At 70.5% G+C, this 14,138-nt stretch carries 16 protein-coding genes; 10 read left to right on the plus strand and 6 right to left on the minus strand.

The window, feature by feature from the left end:
* Positions 1-20 precede the first annotated feature (20 nt).
* The 9 genes from EGH21_RS03240 (at position 21) to EGH21_RS03280 (ending at position 8,553) form a co-directional block, all read left to right on the plus strand.
* Positions 21-2,237 carry a type II/IV secretion system ATPase subunit gene (locus EGH21_RS03240; RefSeq protein ID WP_220617027.1) on the plus strand — a complete coding sequence of 739 codons (2,217 nt, stop codon included), beginning with the start codon at positions 21-23 and terminating at the stop codon, positions 2,235-2,237.
* Positions 2,227-4,116 (plus strand): type II secretion system F family protein, encoded by a 1,890-nt coding sequence (locus EGH21_RS03245; RefSeq protein ID WP_220617028.1) that lies wholly within the window; start codon positions 2,227-2,229, stop codon positions 4,114-4,116. Before EGH21_RS03240 ends, EGH21_RS03245 begins: the two co-directional genes overlap by 11 nt.
* On the plus strand, positions 4,113-4,859 hold the full coding sequence (locus EGH21_RS03250; protein ID WP_328765183.1) for a DUF7289 family protein: 747 nt from the start codon (positions 4,113-4,115) through the stop codon (positions 4,857-4,859). Before EGH21_RS03245 ends, EGH21_RS03250 begins: the two co-directional genes overlap by 4 nt.
* On the plus strand, positions 4,852-5,295 hold the full coding sequence (locus EGH21_RS03255; protein ID WP_220617029.1) for a DUF7266 family protein: 444 nt from the start codon (positions 4,852-4,854) through the stop codon (positions 5,293-5,295). The genes EGH21_RS03250 and EGH21_RS03255 overlap by 8 nt, the downstream gene beginning before the upstream one ends.
* Positions 5,292-6,158 (plus strand): DUF7263 family protein, encoded by an 867-nt coding sequence (locus EGH21_RS03260; RefSeq protein ID WP_236035367.1) that lies wholly within the window; start codon positions 5,292-5,294, stop codon positions 6,156-6,158. The genes EGH21_RS03255 and EGH21_RS03260 overlap by 4 nt, the downstream gene beginning before the upstream one ends.
* A complete protein-coding gene (locus EGH21_RS03265) occupies positions 6,151-6,555 on the plus strand; it encodes a DUF7262 family protein (protein WP_220617030.1) in 405 nt (134 codons plus the stop codon). The genes EGH21_RS03260 and EGH21_RS03265 overlap by 8 nt, the downstream gene beginning before the upstream one ends.
* Positions 6,552-7,073: a DUF7261 family protein gene (locus EGH21_RS03270; protein WP_220617031.1), complete on the plus strand. Its 522-nt coding sequence runs from the start codon at positions 6,552-6,554 to the stop codon at positions 7,071-7,073. The genes EGH21_RS03265 and EGH21_RS03270 overlap by 4 nt, the downstream gene beginning before the upstream one ends.
* Positions 7,074-7,129: 56 nt before the next feature.
* Positions 7,130-7,924 (plus strand): helix-turn-helix transcriptional regulator, encoded by a 795-nt coding sequence (locus tag EGH21_RS03275; RefSeq protein WP_220617032.1) that lies wholly within the window; start codon positions 7,130-7,132, stop codon positions 7,922-7,924.
* Positions 7,925-8,319: 395 nt separating this feature from the next.
* Positions 8,320-8,553, plus strand: a complete 234-nt coding sequence (locus EGH21_RS03280) for an HTH domain-containing protein (protein ID WP_220617033.1) — start codon at positions 8,320-8,322, stop codon at positions 8,551-8,553.
* A gap of 5 nt (positions 8,554-8,558) precedes the next feature.
* On the opposite strand, the gene EGH21_RS03285 is transcribed toward EGH21_RS03280, so the two are convergent.
* From EGH21_RS03285 to EGH21_RS03295, 3 genes are read right to left on the minus strand one after another with little or no spacing between them, the layout of a single operon-like run.
* Positions 8,559-9,092 (minus strand): DUF8054 family protein, encoded by a 534-nt coding sequence (locus EGH21_RS03285; protein ID WP_220617034.1) that lies wholly within the window; start codon positions 9,090-9,092, stop codon positions 8,559-8,561.
* Complete coding sequence (locus EGH21_RS03290; RefSeq protein WP_220617035.1) at positions 9,089-9,856, minus strand: nucleotide-binding protein; 768 nt, start codon at positions 9,854-9,856, stop codon at positions 9,089-9,091. Before EGH21_RS03290 ends, EGH21_RS03285 begins: the two co-directional genes overlap by 4 nt.
* Positions 9,857-9,913: 57 nt before the next feature.
* On the minus strand, positions 9,914-11,389 hold the full coding sequence (locus EGH21_RS03295; protein ID WP_220617036.1) for a cobyric acid synthase: 1,476 nt from the start codon (positions 11,387-11,389) through the stop codon (positions 9,914-9,916).
* Here EGH21_RS03295 and EGH21_RS03300 point away from each other — a divergent pair.
* Positions 11,379-11,735, plus strand: coding sequence for a DUF8152 family protein (locus tag EGH21_RS03300; RefSeq protein WP_328765188.1), 357 nt, complete (start codon positions 11,379-11,381; stop codon positions 11,733-11,735). The two genes, EGH21_RS03295 and EGH21_RS03300, sit on opposite strands and share 11 nt — an antisense overlap.
* A gap of 11 nt (positions 11,736-11,746) precedes the next feature.
* On the opposite strand, the gene EGH21_RS03305 is transcribed toward EGH21_RS03300, so the two are convergent.
* Genes EGH21_RS03305 through cobD form a run of 3 tightly spaced genes read right to left on the minus strand, consistent with a single transcriptional unit; the run spans position 11,747 to position 14,132 of the window.
* On the minus strand, positions 11,747-12,397 hold the full coding sequence (locus tag EGH21_RS03305; RefSeq protein ID WP_220617037.1) for a cob(I)yrinic acid a,c-diamide adenosyltransferase: 651 nt from the start codon (positions 12,395-12,397) through the stop codon (positions 11,747-11,749).
* A 9-nt stretch (positions 12,398-12,406) separates the two neighbouring features.
* A complete protein-coding gene (locus EGH21_RS03310) occupies positions 12,407-13,093 on the minus strand; it encodes an adenosylcobinamide amidohydrolase (protein WP_220617038.1) in 687 nt (228 codons plus the stop codon).
* Positions 13,086-14,132, minus strand: coding sequence for a threonine-phosphate decarboxylase CobD (cobD, locus tag EGH21_RS03315; protein WP_220617039.1), 1,047 nt, complete (start codon positions 14,130-14,132; stop codon positions 13,086-13,088). The genes EGH21_RS03310 and cobD overlap by 8 nt, the downstream gene beginning before the upstream one ends.
* Positions 14,133-14,138: the final 6 nt, after the last annotated feature.

A 14,138-nucleotide genomic window follows, 5' to 3' on the forward strand; every position in this document is an offset into this window, starting at 1 on the left:
AAGAAAACCACACTGTAGTAATGAGCGGAGTGGGGAGACAGGGTGGAACGGCAGCAGTTCCCGCACCGGTACCGCCGGACGACGCCGACGCGTGGTACGCGCCGGACGTCCGCGAACAGGACGAGATTTATCCGGGCGTCGTCGTCACCGTCCGCCGGGCGGACGGCTTCAGGTACGAAGTCCGGGACCCCGTCCTCGGGCCGGCCGGGGCCGAGACGCTGGCCACCGTCGAGTCGTACTTCGACGGCGCGAACATCGAGCGGCCACGCACACGCGAAGGCGCCATCGAACGGATGGACAGTGGGTTCGACCCGAAACACCGCCGCGTCATCGACCGACTGGTCGACTGTTCGCCGGCGGTCCGGCGCCGGGTCGCCTACCACGCGCTGTGCTCGCTGGCGTGTCTCGGCGAGTTGACGCCGTACGCGCTGGACGACCGCATCGACGTCGCCGACGTCACCGACGACGGCGTCGTGGTCCACACCGAGGACTACGCGCCGGTCGACACCGACCTCGGGGCCGACCCGGACTACATCGGCCGCTTCGCCAGCGAACGGGTCGGCCGCCACACGGTCCGGTTCCACGAGTTCGAGGTGCCCGTCGTCGTCTACCGCGAACATCTGCTCGGGAGCGACCCGTTCACGACGAAGTACGCCGTCCGGGAACCGGACCTGCTCCCCGGCGACGAGGAACTCATCGAGGCGTGCAAAGAGCGCGTCTGGGAGACGAACGTCGACGGCCTCGTCGAGGACAGCGTCGGGTTCGTCCGCGAGCGTGCCCGGTCGCTGCTGGCCCGACAGTTGACGGTGCGCAACACGACCGAGTGGCTGGACGCCGCTCGGTATCGTGTCCGTGCGGCACTCGCCGAACTGGACCTCGCGGTCCCACCCGTCGACCGGCGCTTCGCCGACGACCGACTGGACGACCTACTGTACTACGTCCTGCGCGATCTGGTGGGCCACGGGAAACTCACCGTCCCCATCCGGGACCACACGCTCGAGGACATCGAGGCCAACCGCGTCGGCGAACGGGTGAAGGTCCTCCCACGCACCGACCTCGGCCACGACGGCCGCGTCCCGACAAACCTCTCGTTCGACTCCGAGAGCGCGTTCGTCAACGTCGTCACGCAACTCGCGGCCGACGACGGCACGGAACTCAACGCCTCGAACCCGAGCGCGAAGGTGAACATCGACCCCGACGGCGGCGTCCACGACAGCGAGGAGACCATCCGGTGTGCGGTGGCGCTCCCGACCATCAGCGAGGACGGCCCCCACATCTCGATTCGAAAGCAGTCCACCGACGCGATGACGCCGGTCGACCTCGTCGAACGAGACTCGCTGCCGACGGAACTGGTCGCACTACTCTGGATGCTGTACGAGTCCCACGGCGTCGTCCTCTTCTCCGGGCCGACCGGGGCCGGCAAGACGACGCTCCTGAACGCCCACATGCCGTTCATCCCGTACCGGGACCGTCCCATCAGCATCGACGAGGGGTCCCGCGAGGTGCGGATTCCACACGAGACGGGCGTGTCGCTGACGACCCGCGACCACGAGCGAGACCACCGGCGCGTGACGATGGCCGACCTCATGACCCAGTGCAACTACCTGAACCCCGACGTCGAGGTCATCGCCGAGATAAACACCCCGGCGTCGTTCGAGACGTTCGCGGAGACGCTCAACACCGGCCACGGCGTCCTCGGTACCACCCACGCCGCTGACATCGAGACGCTCGTCAACCGCGTCATCGAGAAGGGCGTCCCGACCTACCTGTTGGCGGAGATAGACGTCGTCGTCTTCCCACGCCACGTCGGCGGCGACCGTTACGTCGGCGAGGTGGTCGAGTTCGTCGACGACCCGGTGCACGACGGCTGTGCGACCATCGAGAAGGACGGCGAGACGATTCACTACAACACGGTCTGCCGTCGCCGTCGGGACGGCACGTTCGAACTGGCCTACGACCACCCGCAGTTGGGCGACGACCGACGACAGGTCGAGACTGACATCTTCGACCGACTCGCGACGCTCCGGGACGAACCCGTCGAGGCCGTCGAGGAGACGTTCCACCGCCGACACCGCTACGTCCAGTATCTGGTTCGCGAGGGCGTCACGGACTTCACGCAGTTGTTCGGCGTCCTCGCGGACCTGGAGACGAACGAGGCGGCGACGGTCGAACGCCTCCGCCGCACCGAGGGGACGGCAGAGCCACTCCATCTGGAGGTCGGTGGCGATGACGACTGACGGCCCGACGCTCGGACTGGTCGACAGGGGGCTGTACGCCCTGTTCGGCCACCACGCCGACGACGAGGCACACGCGACCACCAGAGAGCGGTATCGGGCCGCGAACCCCGATACCGGGTTCGACCTCTACGTCGCGCGGGTGTACGGGGTCGCGTGGGTCGCACTCGTCGCTGGGGCGTTCGTGACCGGGACGCTGGCGCTGGCGCTGCCACCAGGCACCTTCGACAGCGTGGTGGCGCTAGCCAGTCGAAGCCTCCCCGTGCTCGACAGACTCACGCTCCCGAGCGTCCCGCGCGTCGCCGTCGCGCTGTCGGTCGCTATCCTCACCGGGGTCGGCCTCCGGTCGCTCGTGTTCGTGGCCGGGAACCGCTATCTCACGTGGGTCGCGACGGCGCGCCGGGCCGACATCGCGGCGACACTGCCCGGCGCCGTGCGGTACCTTCGGGTGCTCGCGTCCGGCACCCACGACCGGCGGGCGATGCTCCGGGCCGTCGCCCGACAGGAGGCGTACGGCGAGACGGCCGTCGCCTTCCGCCGGGCGCTCAACCACGGGACGCTGACCGGGAGTCTCGACGCCGGCCTCGAACGGGTCGCCAGCGAGACGCCCTCCCGTGACCTGCTCGCGCCCTTCCTCCTGAAGTTCCGCGAACACGCGAACCAGAGCGCGGACGCACTGGAAGGGTATCTGGAGATGGAGGGGCGACTGCTCTCGCACGAACAGAGCCGCCGGCACGAGCGAGCGACCGGCTACCTCGAACTGCTCGCGGAACTGTTCGTCGTCCTGCTGGTGGTTCCGGCGCTGGTCGTCCTCATCGTGACGGTGATGGGCGTGCTCGCACCGGGACTGTCCCGGCCGGTCCCGACGCCCGTCGGTGCGGTGTCGGTCCGCAGCGGCATCGTCTACGGGAGCGCGGCCTTCGTCCTCGCCACGGGGTTGCTCGCGGCGTTCGTCGTCACGACGCTACGACCACGGAACACCGCCGCCCCGAGTTACGAGCGACCGAGTGGGGTGCTGGCGACGCTTCGGACGGTCCCCTCGAACCCCGCCAGCGCCCTCACGGTCTGTCTCCCGTTCGGTGGCGTCCTCGCCGTCGGGTGCTGGCTGCTCGGCTACCGGCCCGTGAACGTCCTGTTGCTCTCGTACGTCGGCGTGGGCCTCCCGGTCGGCGTCGTCGCCGTCCGCCGTGCGCGGCGCGACGACGCGAAGGACCGAGAGATGCAGGACTTCGTCCACGCCGTCGCCGGCCACGTCGCACTGGGTCGGCCGTTCCCCGAGTCGGTCCGGCGCGTGGCCGACGACGTGCAACTCGGTGCGCTCGCCGAGAACGTGGAGTCGCTCGCGTTCACGCTCTCACTGGGCGACAGTCCGACGGCGGCGGCCGACGACCGGCGGGCGGCGGCGCTCGACCGGTTCGTCGACCGAGTGGGGACGCCGATGGCGGAGCAAACTATCGGGCTGGTGGTTGGCGCGTTGGACGCCGGCAGCGACGCCGAAGACGTCTTCGAGACACTCCAGACCGAAATCGGGAAGTTGTACCACCAGCGCAAGTCGCTCCGCTCGGCGTTGATGGTGTACGTCGCCGTGGGCTGGACGACGGCACTACTGGTCGTCGGTATCACCGTCGCCGTCAACGTCTACGTCCTCTCGGAGTTCGCGCAACTGTCGTCGGTCGCCAGCGGGCAGACCGTCGCCTTCGACCCGTCGGTCATCGACCCCGCCCGGGAGCGGTACCGGTTCTACGTCGTCACGCAGGCGACGATGCTCGCCTGTGGCTGGTTCGCCGGCACCGCGAGCCGAGGGGTCTACGAGGCGCTGTTGCACTCCAGCGCACTGGTGCTCGCCGCCTACGTCGTGTTCGCGGGGGTGGGCCTGCTGTGAGCCCCGACACGGGGGACCGACCCGCGCGTCGCCGGGCACAGTCACACGTCGTCGGCGTGGTTCTCTTGCTCGGTATCACCGCCGTCGCGCTCGGCAGTCTGACTGCCGTCGTGGGCAGCGTCGTCGACGGGCAGACGGCGGCCGCCGACGAAGCCCGCGTCGCGAGCGCGCTGGAGGAACGACTGCGGCCGGTCGAGCAAACCGGCTGGAACCGCGTTCGCGTCCGGTTCAGCGAAGGACGGTTGACGACGGTCGAGCGTGACCTCCGGATTCTCGGCCCGGGCGGTGTCCAGCGCCGCATCGACGTCGGCGGACTCGTGTACACGTCCGGAACGAGCCGTGTTGCCTTCGTAGGTGGTAGCATAGTTCGCGGGACGCCGGGCAACGCGTGGCAGGTCCGGGCACCACCGGTGACGGTCACCCGTGACGAGCGTACGCTCGTCGTCGGCGCCCCGACGTTGAACGAGAGCGGAGCGACCGTGAGCGGGAGCGGCGGCGTGACCGCACGGATTCGAACCAACGTCACACACGAGCACGACCGACTCGCCAGCGCCGACTACGCGGTCGCAATCGAGAGCGCGACCCCGGAGCCGATGGCGCGGTACTTCCGGCGAGTCGGCGCACGGACCAGCGTCAGGGACGTCGACGGGGACGGCGTCCCGAGCGTCGTCGCCAACGTCGACGGGAGACAGACGCTCCACCTCGTCGTTCACGAGATGCACGCGGAGGTGGCCGGTGGATAACCGCGGCCTGAGCACCGTCGTCGAGAAGGTGCTCTCGACGGGCGTCGTGTTGCTGTACGTCGCGCTCCTGACGACGACGCTGTACGGCGGGGCGGTCCCGGCGTACCGAGGCGCCGTCGGTGCGGAACTGGGTGACCGAACGCTCGCGGAGGCGACCGCACGGGTAGAGCAGGCCGTCCCACCGTCGGCGCGGGCCGTGGACGCGACCTACCGCGTCGACCTGCCAGCGACCATCGAGGGAGCGGCCTACGAGATACAGACCGATGGCGAGGCACTGGTACTCGTCCACCCCGACGCGGACGTCGGTGGCCGAGGCCAGCCAGCCCTCCCCGACCGAGTGAAGTCACTCGGCGGAACGTGGCACAGCGGCGAGGAGACAGTGGTGACCGTCGACGGTGGCGGTGGGGCCGTCACGGTCCGACTGGAGGCGGCATGAGTCAGTCGTCGGAGGGGGCCACGGCGACGGCCCCGCAGACGCCCAGCGCGAAGGACGCGGCGCCGAACGACACGAACGCGCCACTGAGCGCCACGAATCCGGCGACGAACAGCGGGCCGCTCTGGGCGAGGGGGTGCACGGCGTGGCGACGGGCCACCAGCGGCAAAACGGAACTGAGAGGCGAGTCGACACCTCCGACGCGACGGGCACAGACGACGCTCCCGGCAGTCGGTATCGCACTCGTCCTCCTGACCGTCGTCACCGCGCTGGGACTGGCGATGGCCGAGTCGGCCATCGCCGGCGCGGACCGGACACCGGACGAGCGCCGGGCCGCGGCCGCCACGGCGGACCGACTCGTCGACGCCGACGGTCCCCTGACCGACCGGGCGAACGTCCTGAACCAGTCACGGGTCGCGGCGTTCGACGCGACGGCGCTCCGTAGGGCATCGCCGCCCGCACGGGAGTACGCCGTCACCGTCGAACTCGGTGGCCGTCGACTCGCGGCCACCGGTGACTCGACGGGCGGGACGACCATCCGTCGACTCGTCCTCGTCGAACGGCGGACGCGAGCGACGGTCGACCCCGACGGGAGGAGGGTCACGCTCCCACGCCGGGCCGAGAACGCGACGGTGACCATCACCCCGCCACCGGGCACGAGCGTCTGGACGGTCAGGGCCAACGACAGGGTCCTCTTGCACGACGACGGTGGGCTCCGAGGGACGTTCACCGTCGGCTTGCCGGCCTACGAGACGACGCGCCTCACGTTCCAGACGGCGGGCCAGTTGCCCGACGGGAGCGTCAGGGTCGCCTACAACGCGCCGCGAACGACCAAAGCCACGCTGGCGGTGACCGTCGATGTATAGGGCCCAACTGCCGCTGTCGCTCGTCGAGGTGGCGCTCGGCGCCGTCCTGATTCTGGGGGTCGCGCTCGGGTTCGCGCTCGGGACGCCCGCCCCGGAGACGCGGGCTCCGCAACTGGAGGCCTACGCGGCGGACACCGCGACGATACTCGCGAACGAGCCGCCGCGCCACGACGGGGCGACGCGGCTACGCGAGGTCGTCGCCAGCGAACGGGCCTTCGAGCGCGAACGGGACGCGCTCGAACGACGCGTCGCGCGTATCCTGCCCGAGAACGTCCTCTTCCACGTCGAGACGCCGCACGGGTCCGTCGGGACGCCAGTACCGAGGCGGTTCACGACCGGAACGGCGACAGTCCCGACCGGGTTCGGGACAGTCCGAATCGAGGTGTGGTACGCGTGAGCAGGCGTGGCCAACTGGTACTCGTCGCCGCGGCGCTGGTCGCCGTGGCGCTCGCCCCCGTCGTCCTCGCGTACCTGCAACTCGGCTACCACGACGACGTGCGTGCGACGGCCGAGTACGACGACCCGACGACGGATACGCTCCGAGTGCTCGACCGGGCCGTCGCGACGGCGAGCAGAGACGTCCCGGGCGACTACGCGTGGTCGCGTCGCACCGCCGCCGTCACGCACGTCCGCGACGAGTTGCGACCGACGGTCGCGCGTCTCGAAACCGCTCGCGTCGAACGCGGGACGGTCACCGGGATAGCGTACAACGCGAGCGTCGCGACCACGTGGGCCGACGCGTCCTGTCCGAGCGGCCCGGCCCGACAGTTCGGGGACTGCATCGCCGACCGCGGCGTCGTCGTTCAGGACCGCACCGACCGCACGCACGTCCTCGCCGTCGCCGTCGACGTGACCACGACCACCGAGCGAGGGACGACGGCCGTGACCGTGGTCGTCGACGCGACGGGGCACTAGCCACTGAACGGACCGGTTCACTAACAATGGAGGCGCCTAATGTACGAACGACAGGCATGGACCCCGACACCGAAGACTTCGAGGACGTCCAGTTCCTCACCGGCTCCCCACAGCGCTACGCCGTGCTGTCGTCGCTGTGTGCGTCGGCGGCACGTCCCTGCGAACTCTGTGACGAAATCGACGCCACGCGGACAACGATTCAGCGTATTCTGGCGGGGTTCCGCGAACGGCAGTGGGTGGTGAAGCGCGAGCGCGAGTACCGCCCGACGGTGACCGGTCGGCGCGTCTGCCAGCAGTACCGGTCGCTCCTCGGGGAGGTGGAGCGAGCGCGGGAGTTCGGACCGCTGACTACGCACCTCGACGCCATCGCGGACGACCTGCCGACCGAAGCACTCGAGAACGGCCGCCTGACCGCCGGGTCGGACGGGAACCCGCTGGCTGCGGTCAATCGGTTCACGGAGTGGTTCCGGGGAGTGGGCAGCGACGTCCGCGCACTCTCGCCCATCGTCGCGCAACCGTTCAACGAGGTGGGTGCGGAGTTGCTGGCCGCGGGGACGTCCATCGAGTTCGTCATCGACCAGACGGTGCTCGAACAGTCCGAACAGGAGTACGGCAACGCGCTCGAACACGGGCTGGACCACGACCAGATATCGATATACGTCCACGAGGAGCCGCTCACGTTCGGCCTCGTCGTCGACGAGACGAACCGCTGTTGTCTGGCGGCGTACGACGACCACAACAACGTCAGAGCGGTGCTAGAGACGAGCGGTGAAGACGTCGCCGACTGGGCGAGGAGCGTGTTCGAACAGCGTCGCGAGCGGTCGAAGCCGCTCTCCGTACTGTACTCCTGAAAAGACGTCAGTCGATGGAGTGCAACCCTGACTGACGTCGGCGGGGGGAAGGCCGAAGCGGAATCGCAATCGTGAGCGCGCCACGGACACCAGCGTGAGCGCTCACCTGAGGTGGAGGGGTTCTCCCCGTCGAAGTATCCGGGGTGGTACATCCTATACTTATCTTCTGATAGATGTTACAGCCCCTGTAACACCCGGCGATGGGGCCGGGTTTCCCGTGGCGTCTGTACGTACATGCCCGGCGCGCCTGTAGCAGGCATTCATACTTGAGGTCCCGGACACCCCGGTCATCGGCGTCGCCAGATGCTGCGACGAACTGGCGGCGGTCACCGAGTCGGCCGTCGCGCTGACCGTCGCGGGCGACAGTTAAGTACCCGGCAGCCGTGCTTCCGTATATGTCACCGCCCGGGCGTGAGGTCCAGTACACTGAATCGGACGTCATCGAGGTGTTCAAAGACCGGGACGACTACGCCGAACCCCTGACCGCGTCGGAAGTCGCCGACCGACTCGGCTGTTCCCGCCGCACCGCCCTGAACAAACTCCACAGTCTCGAATCGGAGACGGACATCACGAGCAAGAAGGTCGGCGGTCGCTCGCGCGTCTGGTGGATTCCGGTCCGGACCGACTGAGAGCGTCAGAAGTCCCACTCGTCGGCTCTGGCCCGCGCCTCTTCGCGGGCCTGCTCTCGAATCGCCGTTATCTTCGCTTCGTCCTCCAAGAACGCTTCGACGGCGCTGTGCTCGTCGGCCGTCTCGCTCGCCTTCTGCCCCCGGTCGTCCGGGGCCGCACGCCGCGTACTGTCCGCCAGCGCGGGGTCGCCGCCGAGTCGTTCGGCCGGCATCCCCGGCGGGACCCGGAGGTCGTCGGCCTCGTGAGCGGCGGCGAGGTCGTCCGGGCCCAGTTCGAACACCGAGACGTGATACGGGCCGGGAACGGCGAGGTCGGCCAGCGCCGGCGGACCGCCCCGGTCGGTCCCGGTGTGGTAGGCCAGCACCGGGACGCCGTCCTCGAAGGTGACGACGCCGCGGCCCTCGGCGTCTAGCAGCAGCGTCTCCTGGGACTCGAATATCGCGTAGCCGGTCACCGTCCGGTCGAGGACGTCCGCGAGCGTCTCGCGCGGGTCGCTCACGACGCGGGACTTACGGAGCGTTCCGCGGGGGAGTCTCATGGCGTCTCCGGGATGACCGCACTGCGGAAGCGGTCGGCGACGTCGCCGGACTCGGCGTGGTCGACCGAGAGCGCGTCGGCCGCGCGGTGGTACGCTGCGGCGGCCGCACAGTCGGGGGCGTGAGCCAGCAGCGGCCGACCCGCCCGACGGGCCTCACGGGCGCGCTCCGTCTCCGGGACGGCGGCCAGCGTCGGGCCGTCGAAGTAGCGCTCGGTCTTCTCGGCGACGTCGTCGATGCGCTCGTCCTCCCGAACCTTGTTGAACAGGAGGCCGGCGACGCCGGTGCCGTAGGACGTGGCGTACTCCTGCACCTTGAGGCCGTCCGAGATGGCGGGAATCGTCGGCTGGAGGACGACCACGATGCGGTCGGCCATCACGACCGGCAGGACGGCTGCCCGGCTATCGAGCGCCGGCGGCGAGTCGAGCAAGATGACGTCCGTCTCGGCCGCGAGCGTCGCGACCACCTCCCGTAGCCGGGCCGGGTCGGCGTCCCGGAAGCCGTCGAGGCTCGTCCCGCAGGGGACGACGGTCATGCCGAACCGCTCGTACGTCGCGTCGGCGACGGCGGCGTCCGCCGCCAGTACGTCGTGGAGCGTCGTCTCTGCGTCCGAGAGGCCGGCGTGAAAGAGGAGGTTCGCCATCCCGGTGTCGGCGTCGACGACGGTCACGTCGTAGCGCTCGGCGAGCGCCATCCCCAGCGCGACCGTACTCGTGGTCTTGCCAGTGCCGCCCTTCCCACTGGCCACCGCGAACACTTCGACCATGCTCCGTACTGCCCGCTCGCTCGCATATAAAGTTCGTGGGACAGAGCGGTGAAAAAACTACCACTCGACAGGGAGCGGTCCGGGGTCGACGTGGTCGGCGACGAGCGCCGCGGCCCGGTCGTAGGGGTCGGCGCGGTCTGCCGTCGCACCCGCTGGCCGCTCGATACCGGCGTCCTCGAACGCATTTCGCACGAAGGTATCTCTCGCCGCGTCGTTCACGAAGAGGTCGTGGAGGTACGTCCCGAGGGCGGTGGCCGTGGCCGCGCCGCCGCCGTCGAACGGCCGCGAGACGTCGGCGGTCGGTTCGGAGTCGCCCATGTGAATCTCGTACCCTTCGACCGGTCCGGTGGCACCGGCCAGCGGGCCGGCACCGTCCAGATACCGCGTGACGTGTTCGACCGTCTTCTCGGCGGAGAAGGTAGTCCGGACCGGGAGGACGCCGAACCCCTCGACGCGGTCGGCGTCGCCGGTCCCCTCGACGTCGGCGTGCAGAATCGCCTCGCCGAGCATCTGGTAGCCGCCACAGAGGCCGACGATTGGGCCGTCGAACGCGGCGAGGGCGTCGCCGAACCCGGCCTCGCGGAGCGCCAGCAGGTCGTCGACGGTGTTCTTGCTCCCGGGGAGCACCACCGCGTCGGCGTCGGCGAGCGAGTCCGAGAGCGGGACGTAGGCGACCCGGACGCCGGGGGCGGCCGCGAGTGGCTGGAGGTCCGTGAAGTTCGAGATGTGTGGGAGGCGCGGCACCGCGACGGTGACGCTCCGGTCGTCGGGGACGCCGTCGTCGGCACCCCGGACCGACCGCTCGCCGACGGGTGGCAGGGCGACGCTGTCCTCCTCCGGCAGGCCGGGGTCGTCGTACGGGAGGACGCCCAGTACGGGGACGCCGGTACGCTCCTCGAAGGCGTCGAGTCCGGGGTCGAGCAACGAGCGGTCGCCCCGGAACTTCGTGACGACCGCGCCGACGATTCGCTCGCGCACGTCGTCGGGGACGAGTTCGAGGGTGCCGACGAGCGAGGCGAACACGCCGCCGCGTTCGATGTCAGCGACGAGCAGGACGTCGGCGTCGGCGAAGCGGGCCGTCTCGACGTTCGCGAGGTCGCGGTCGTGGAGGTTGATTTCGGCGATGGAGCCAGCCCCCTCCGCGACGACGACGTCGTGGGCGGCGGCGAGTCGGGTGTGGGCCGCGCGGGCGGCGTCGCGGGCGGCCTCCCAGTGGCCGTCGTAGTACTCGCCGGCCGCGACGTTCGCGACGGCCTCGCCGTCGAGAATCAACTGGGACTCGCCGTCGCCGCGGGGTTTGAGTAGCACGGGGTTGTGGTCCGTCGTCGCCGGGACGCGGGCGGCGCGGGCCTGCACGTACTGCGAGACGCCGACTTCCCCGCCGGGCGTCGCGCGGGCGTTCGTGCTCATGTTCTGGGCCTTGAACGGCGCGACGGAGACGCCGCGGTCGGCCAGCAGGCGACAGAGGCCGGCCGCGACCGTACTCTTGCCCACGTGTGAAGCGGTTCCGGCGACGAGGACGGTGTCGGCCATCGACCTGCTCTCGGGCCCCCACGACAATGAGTGGTTCGTCGGCGGGCTTTTCCGGTCGCCGGTCGAAGCCGACAGCGTGTCCGACGACCGAGTGCGTGCCGTCTACGACCACCTCGCCGCGACCGGCGAGCGCCCCGTCGAGCGGACCGCGAGTCGGTGGCTCGGCGAGGCGGAGGCTGTCGCGCGTGACGTGGTGGAGGGGGACCTCGACCCGGCGGTGCGGCGACGACGATTAGAGACGGTTGCCGACCTGCTGGACAACGTCGCCGAGACGGGCGACGAGATAGCCGACGACCACGTCGCGGCGGCACGGGTCCACCTCGAGGCGTTGCGCTCGGAGTCGTAGTCGTCCGACCGTCAGTACTCGGTGCCCTTCCGCGCCGGGTGGCCAGCGTCCAGCGGGTGTTTCACTTTCCCGACTTCCGTGACGAGGTCGGCGTACTCGAAGACGTACTCCGGGCGCTCGTGACCCCCGGTGAGGACGAGTTCGACGTCCTCGGGCTTGTCCTCGGCGAGCGAGACGACGTCCGCGGGGTCGACAAGACCGCGGTTGGCGGCGTACAGTATCTCGTCGAGGACGAGCATGTTGACGCCGTCCTCGGGCGGCCCCTCGGGGTCGAGCGGTTCGGAGAGGTCGGCCTCGCCGCTGGCGTCGAGAATCTCACGGGCGCGAGCGAGTGCGCCCTGTGCGCGGGCCGCGTGTTCGTCGTCGTCGCTCCCGTCCACGAAGCCGTGCCAGCCGTAGTGGCCGGCGTTCTCGTAGGAGAAGCCCGGCAGGGCGGCGATGGCGTTGTACTCGCCGCGGACGTCCTCGACGGTCCCGGTGCCGCCCTTCATGAACTGCAGCAGGTGGACGCGGTAGCCGTGGCCGACGGCGCGGGTCGCCATCCCCAGCGCCGCCGTCGTCTTCCCCTTGCCGTCGCCCCACCACACCTGCACGAGGCCGAACTCCGCTGGTGCCTCCGGTGTGATGGGTTCGGCGGACGGACCGGCGGTGTTGTCGCTCATACCCGCCATTCAGGGGGCGCGAACATCGGTCTGACGGTCGGTGACCACGCCGTACTCGGCCTCCTCGACGCCGGGCGGGCCGTCGTCGTAGCGGGCGTCGAGACTCGCGAGGACGGCGTCGCGCACGCAGGCCCGCGCCGCCGCCCCCACCTCGGTCGCGCTCCCGGTGAACTCCGCTCGGTCGGCGGCGGGCACCGACCCGACGAGGACGGCGTCGGAGGTGGTCCCGGGAACCCCGGCGGCGTCTAGGAGCGTCGCCGCCTTCGCCTCGACGGCCGTCGCGAGCAGGGTGGCGAGTGCGCCGTCGTCGAGCGCCCGGTCGGCGCCGACCACGAGGTTGACAGTTCCCGGGCGCCAGTCGCGGGCCCCGTCGCCGTCCGTGGCGTCGGGGGCCATCGGCAACACGGCCGGGTTCGACAGCCCCGCCGTCGCCAGTACCCTGACCGGCCCACTCGCCGCACAGCGCGCGTGGGCCACGTCGACGCCGGTCAGCAGGGTCGGTCCCGACGGAAAGCCCGCCGCGGCGAGTCGCTCCGCGCGGTAGGCGTCCAGGTCCGTCCGCTCGAACCCCGTCGGCACCGTGACGTTGTAGACGGCGTCGGCGTCGCGGTAGCCGCCGTCCCACGCCGTCGAGAGCCAGCGGGCCCCCTCGCGCCGGGCCTGTACGACGCCGTCCCGGCGGGTCGTCTCAAACATCCAGCGCCTCCAGCAGTCGGTCGTCGTCGGCCGGGGTGCGGACCGCCACCCGGACGTGGCTGTCGAGGCCCCGGAAAGTGCGGGCGTCCCGGAGCGCGATACCGCGTTCGCGGGCGGTCAGGAGGACGTCGTCGACGCTCGCGTCGGTCACCTCGAACAGGAGGAAGGGTGCGTCGGAGGGGTACACGTCGAAGCGCGTGGCGAGACGCTCACGCATCCGTGCGCGCTCCGTGTCGACCCGCTCCCGTGTCCGTTCGACGAAGTCGTCGTCCCGGTAGCAGTGCGCGCCCAGCGCCGCCGCGGGTTCGCTCATCGACCACGCGCGCCGGGCGGTCGCCAGTCGGTCCCGGGCCGCCCCGCTGGCGACGGCGTAGCCCGTCCGAACGCCCGGGAGGCCGAACAGTTTGGTCAGCGAGCGCGCGACGACGACCCCCTCGCGGCCGGCCAGCGACGGCTCGTCGGTGAACCCGAGGAACGCCTCGTCGACGAGCAGCGTGGTGTCGGCCGCCCGACAGCGGTCGGCGAACGCGCGCAGGGCCGCGGCGTCGTAGCTCTCGCCAGTGGGGTTGTTCGGGTTGCAGACGACGGCCATCGCGTGGGGCGCGGGGTCGCTGTCGAGGAGTGCGTCGTGGCGGACGAACGACGGCTCGCCGCCCTGCAGGCGCACCTCGCGAGCGTACTCGCCGAAACTCGGTGTCGGGACGAGGACGCTCTCGCCGGCCCGGACCGTGGTCTGGATGGCGAGCCGGATGGCTTCGAGGCCGCCCGCGGTGGGGATGACCTGCTGTGGGTCGCAGTCGACGAACTCGGCGGCGGCCGTCCGGAACCCCGCGTAGTCGTCCGCCGGGTACGACCGCGACGACGCGAAGGCCGCGCTGAACACCCGGGCGGCCCCGGTCGGCACCGCCGGGTTCGTGTTCGCGCTGAAGTCGAGCAGGTTCGGGTCGTCGCTGCTGCCGTGCGGGACGCGCCCGTCGGCGTCGACGTGTGGGTCCGACTCGCTCGCGGCGCGCAACGCCTCGACGGTGTCCGGGTCCATGGAGTC

Source organism: Haloarcula rubra, from assembly GCF_019599465.1.
Lineage (GTDB): Archaea > Halobacteriota > Halobacteria > Halobacteriales > Haloarculaceae > Haloarcula > Haloarcula rubra.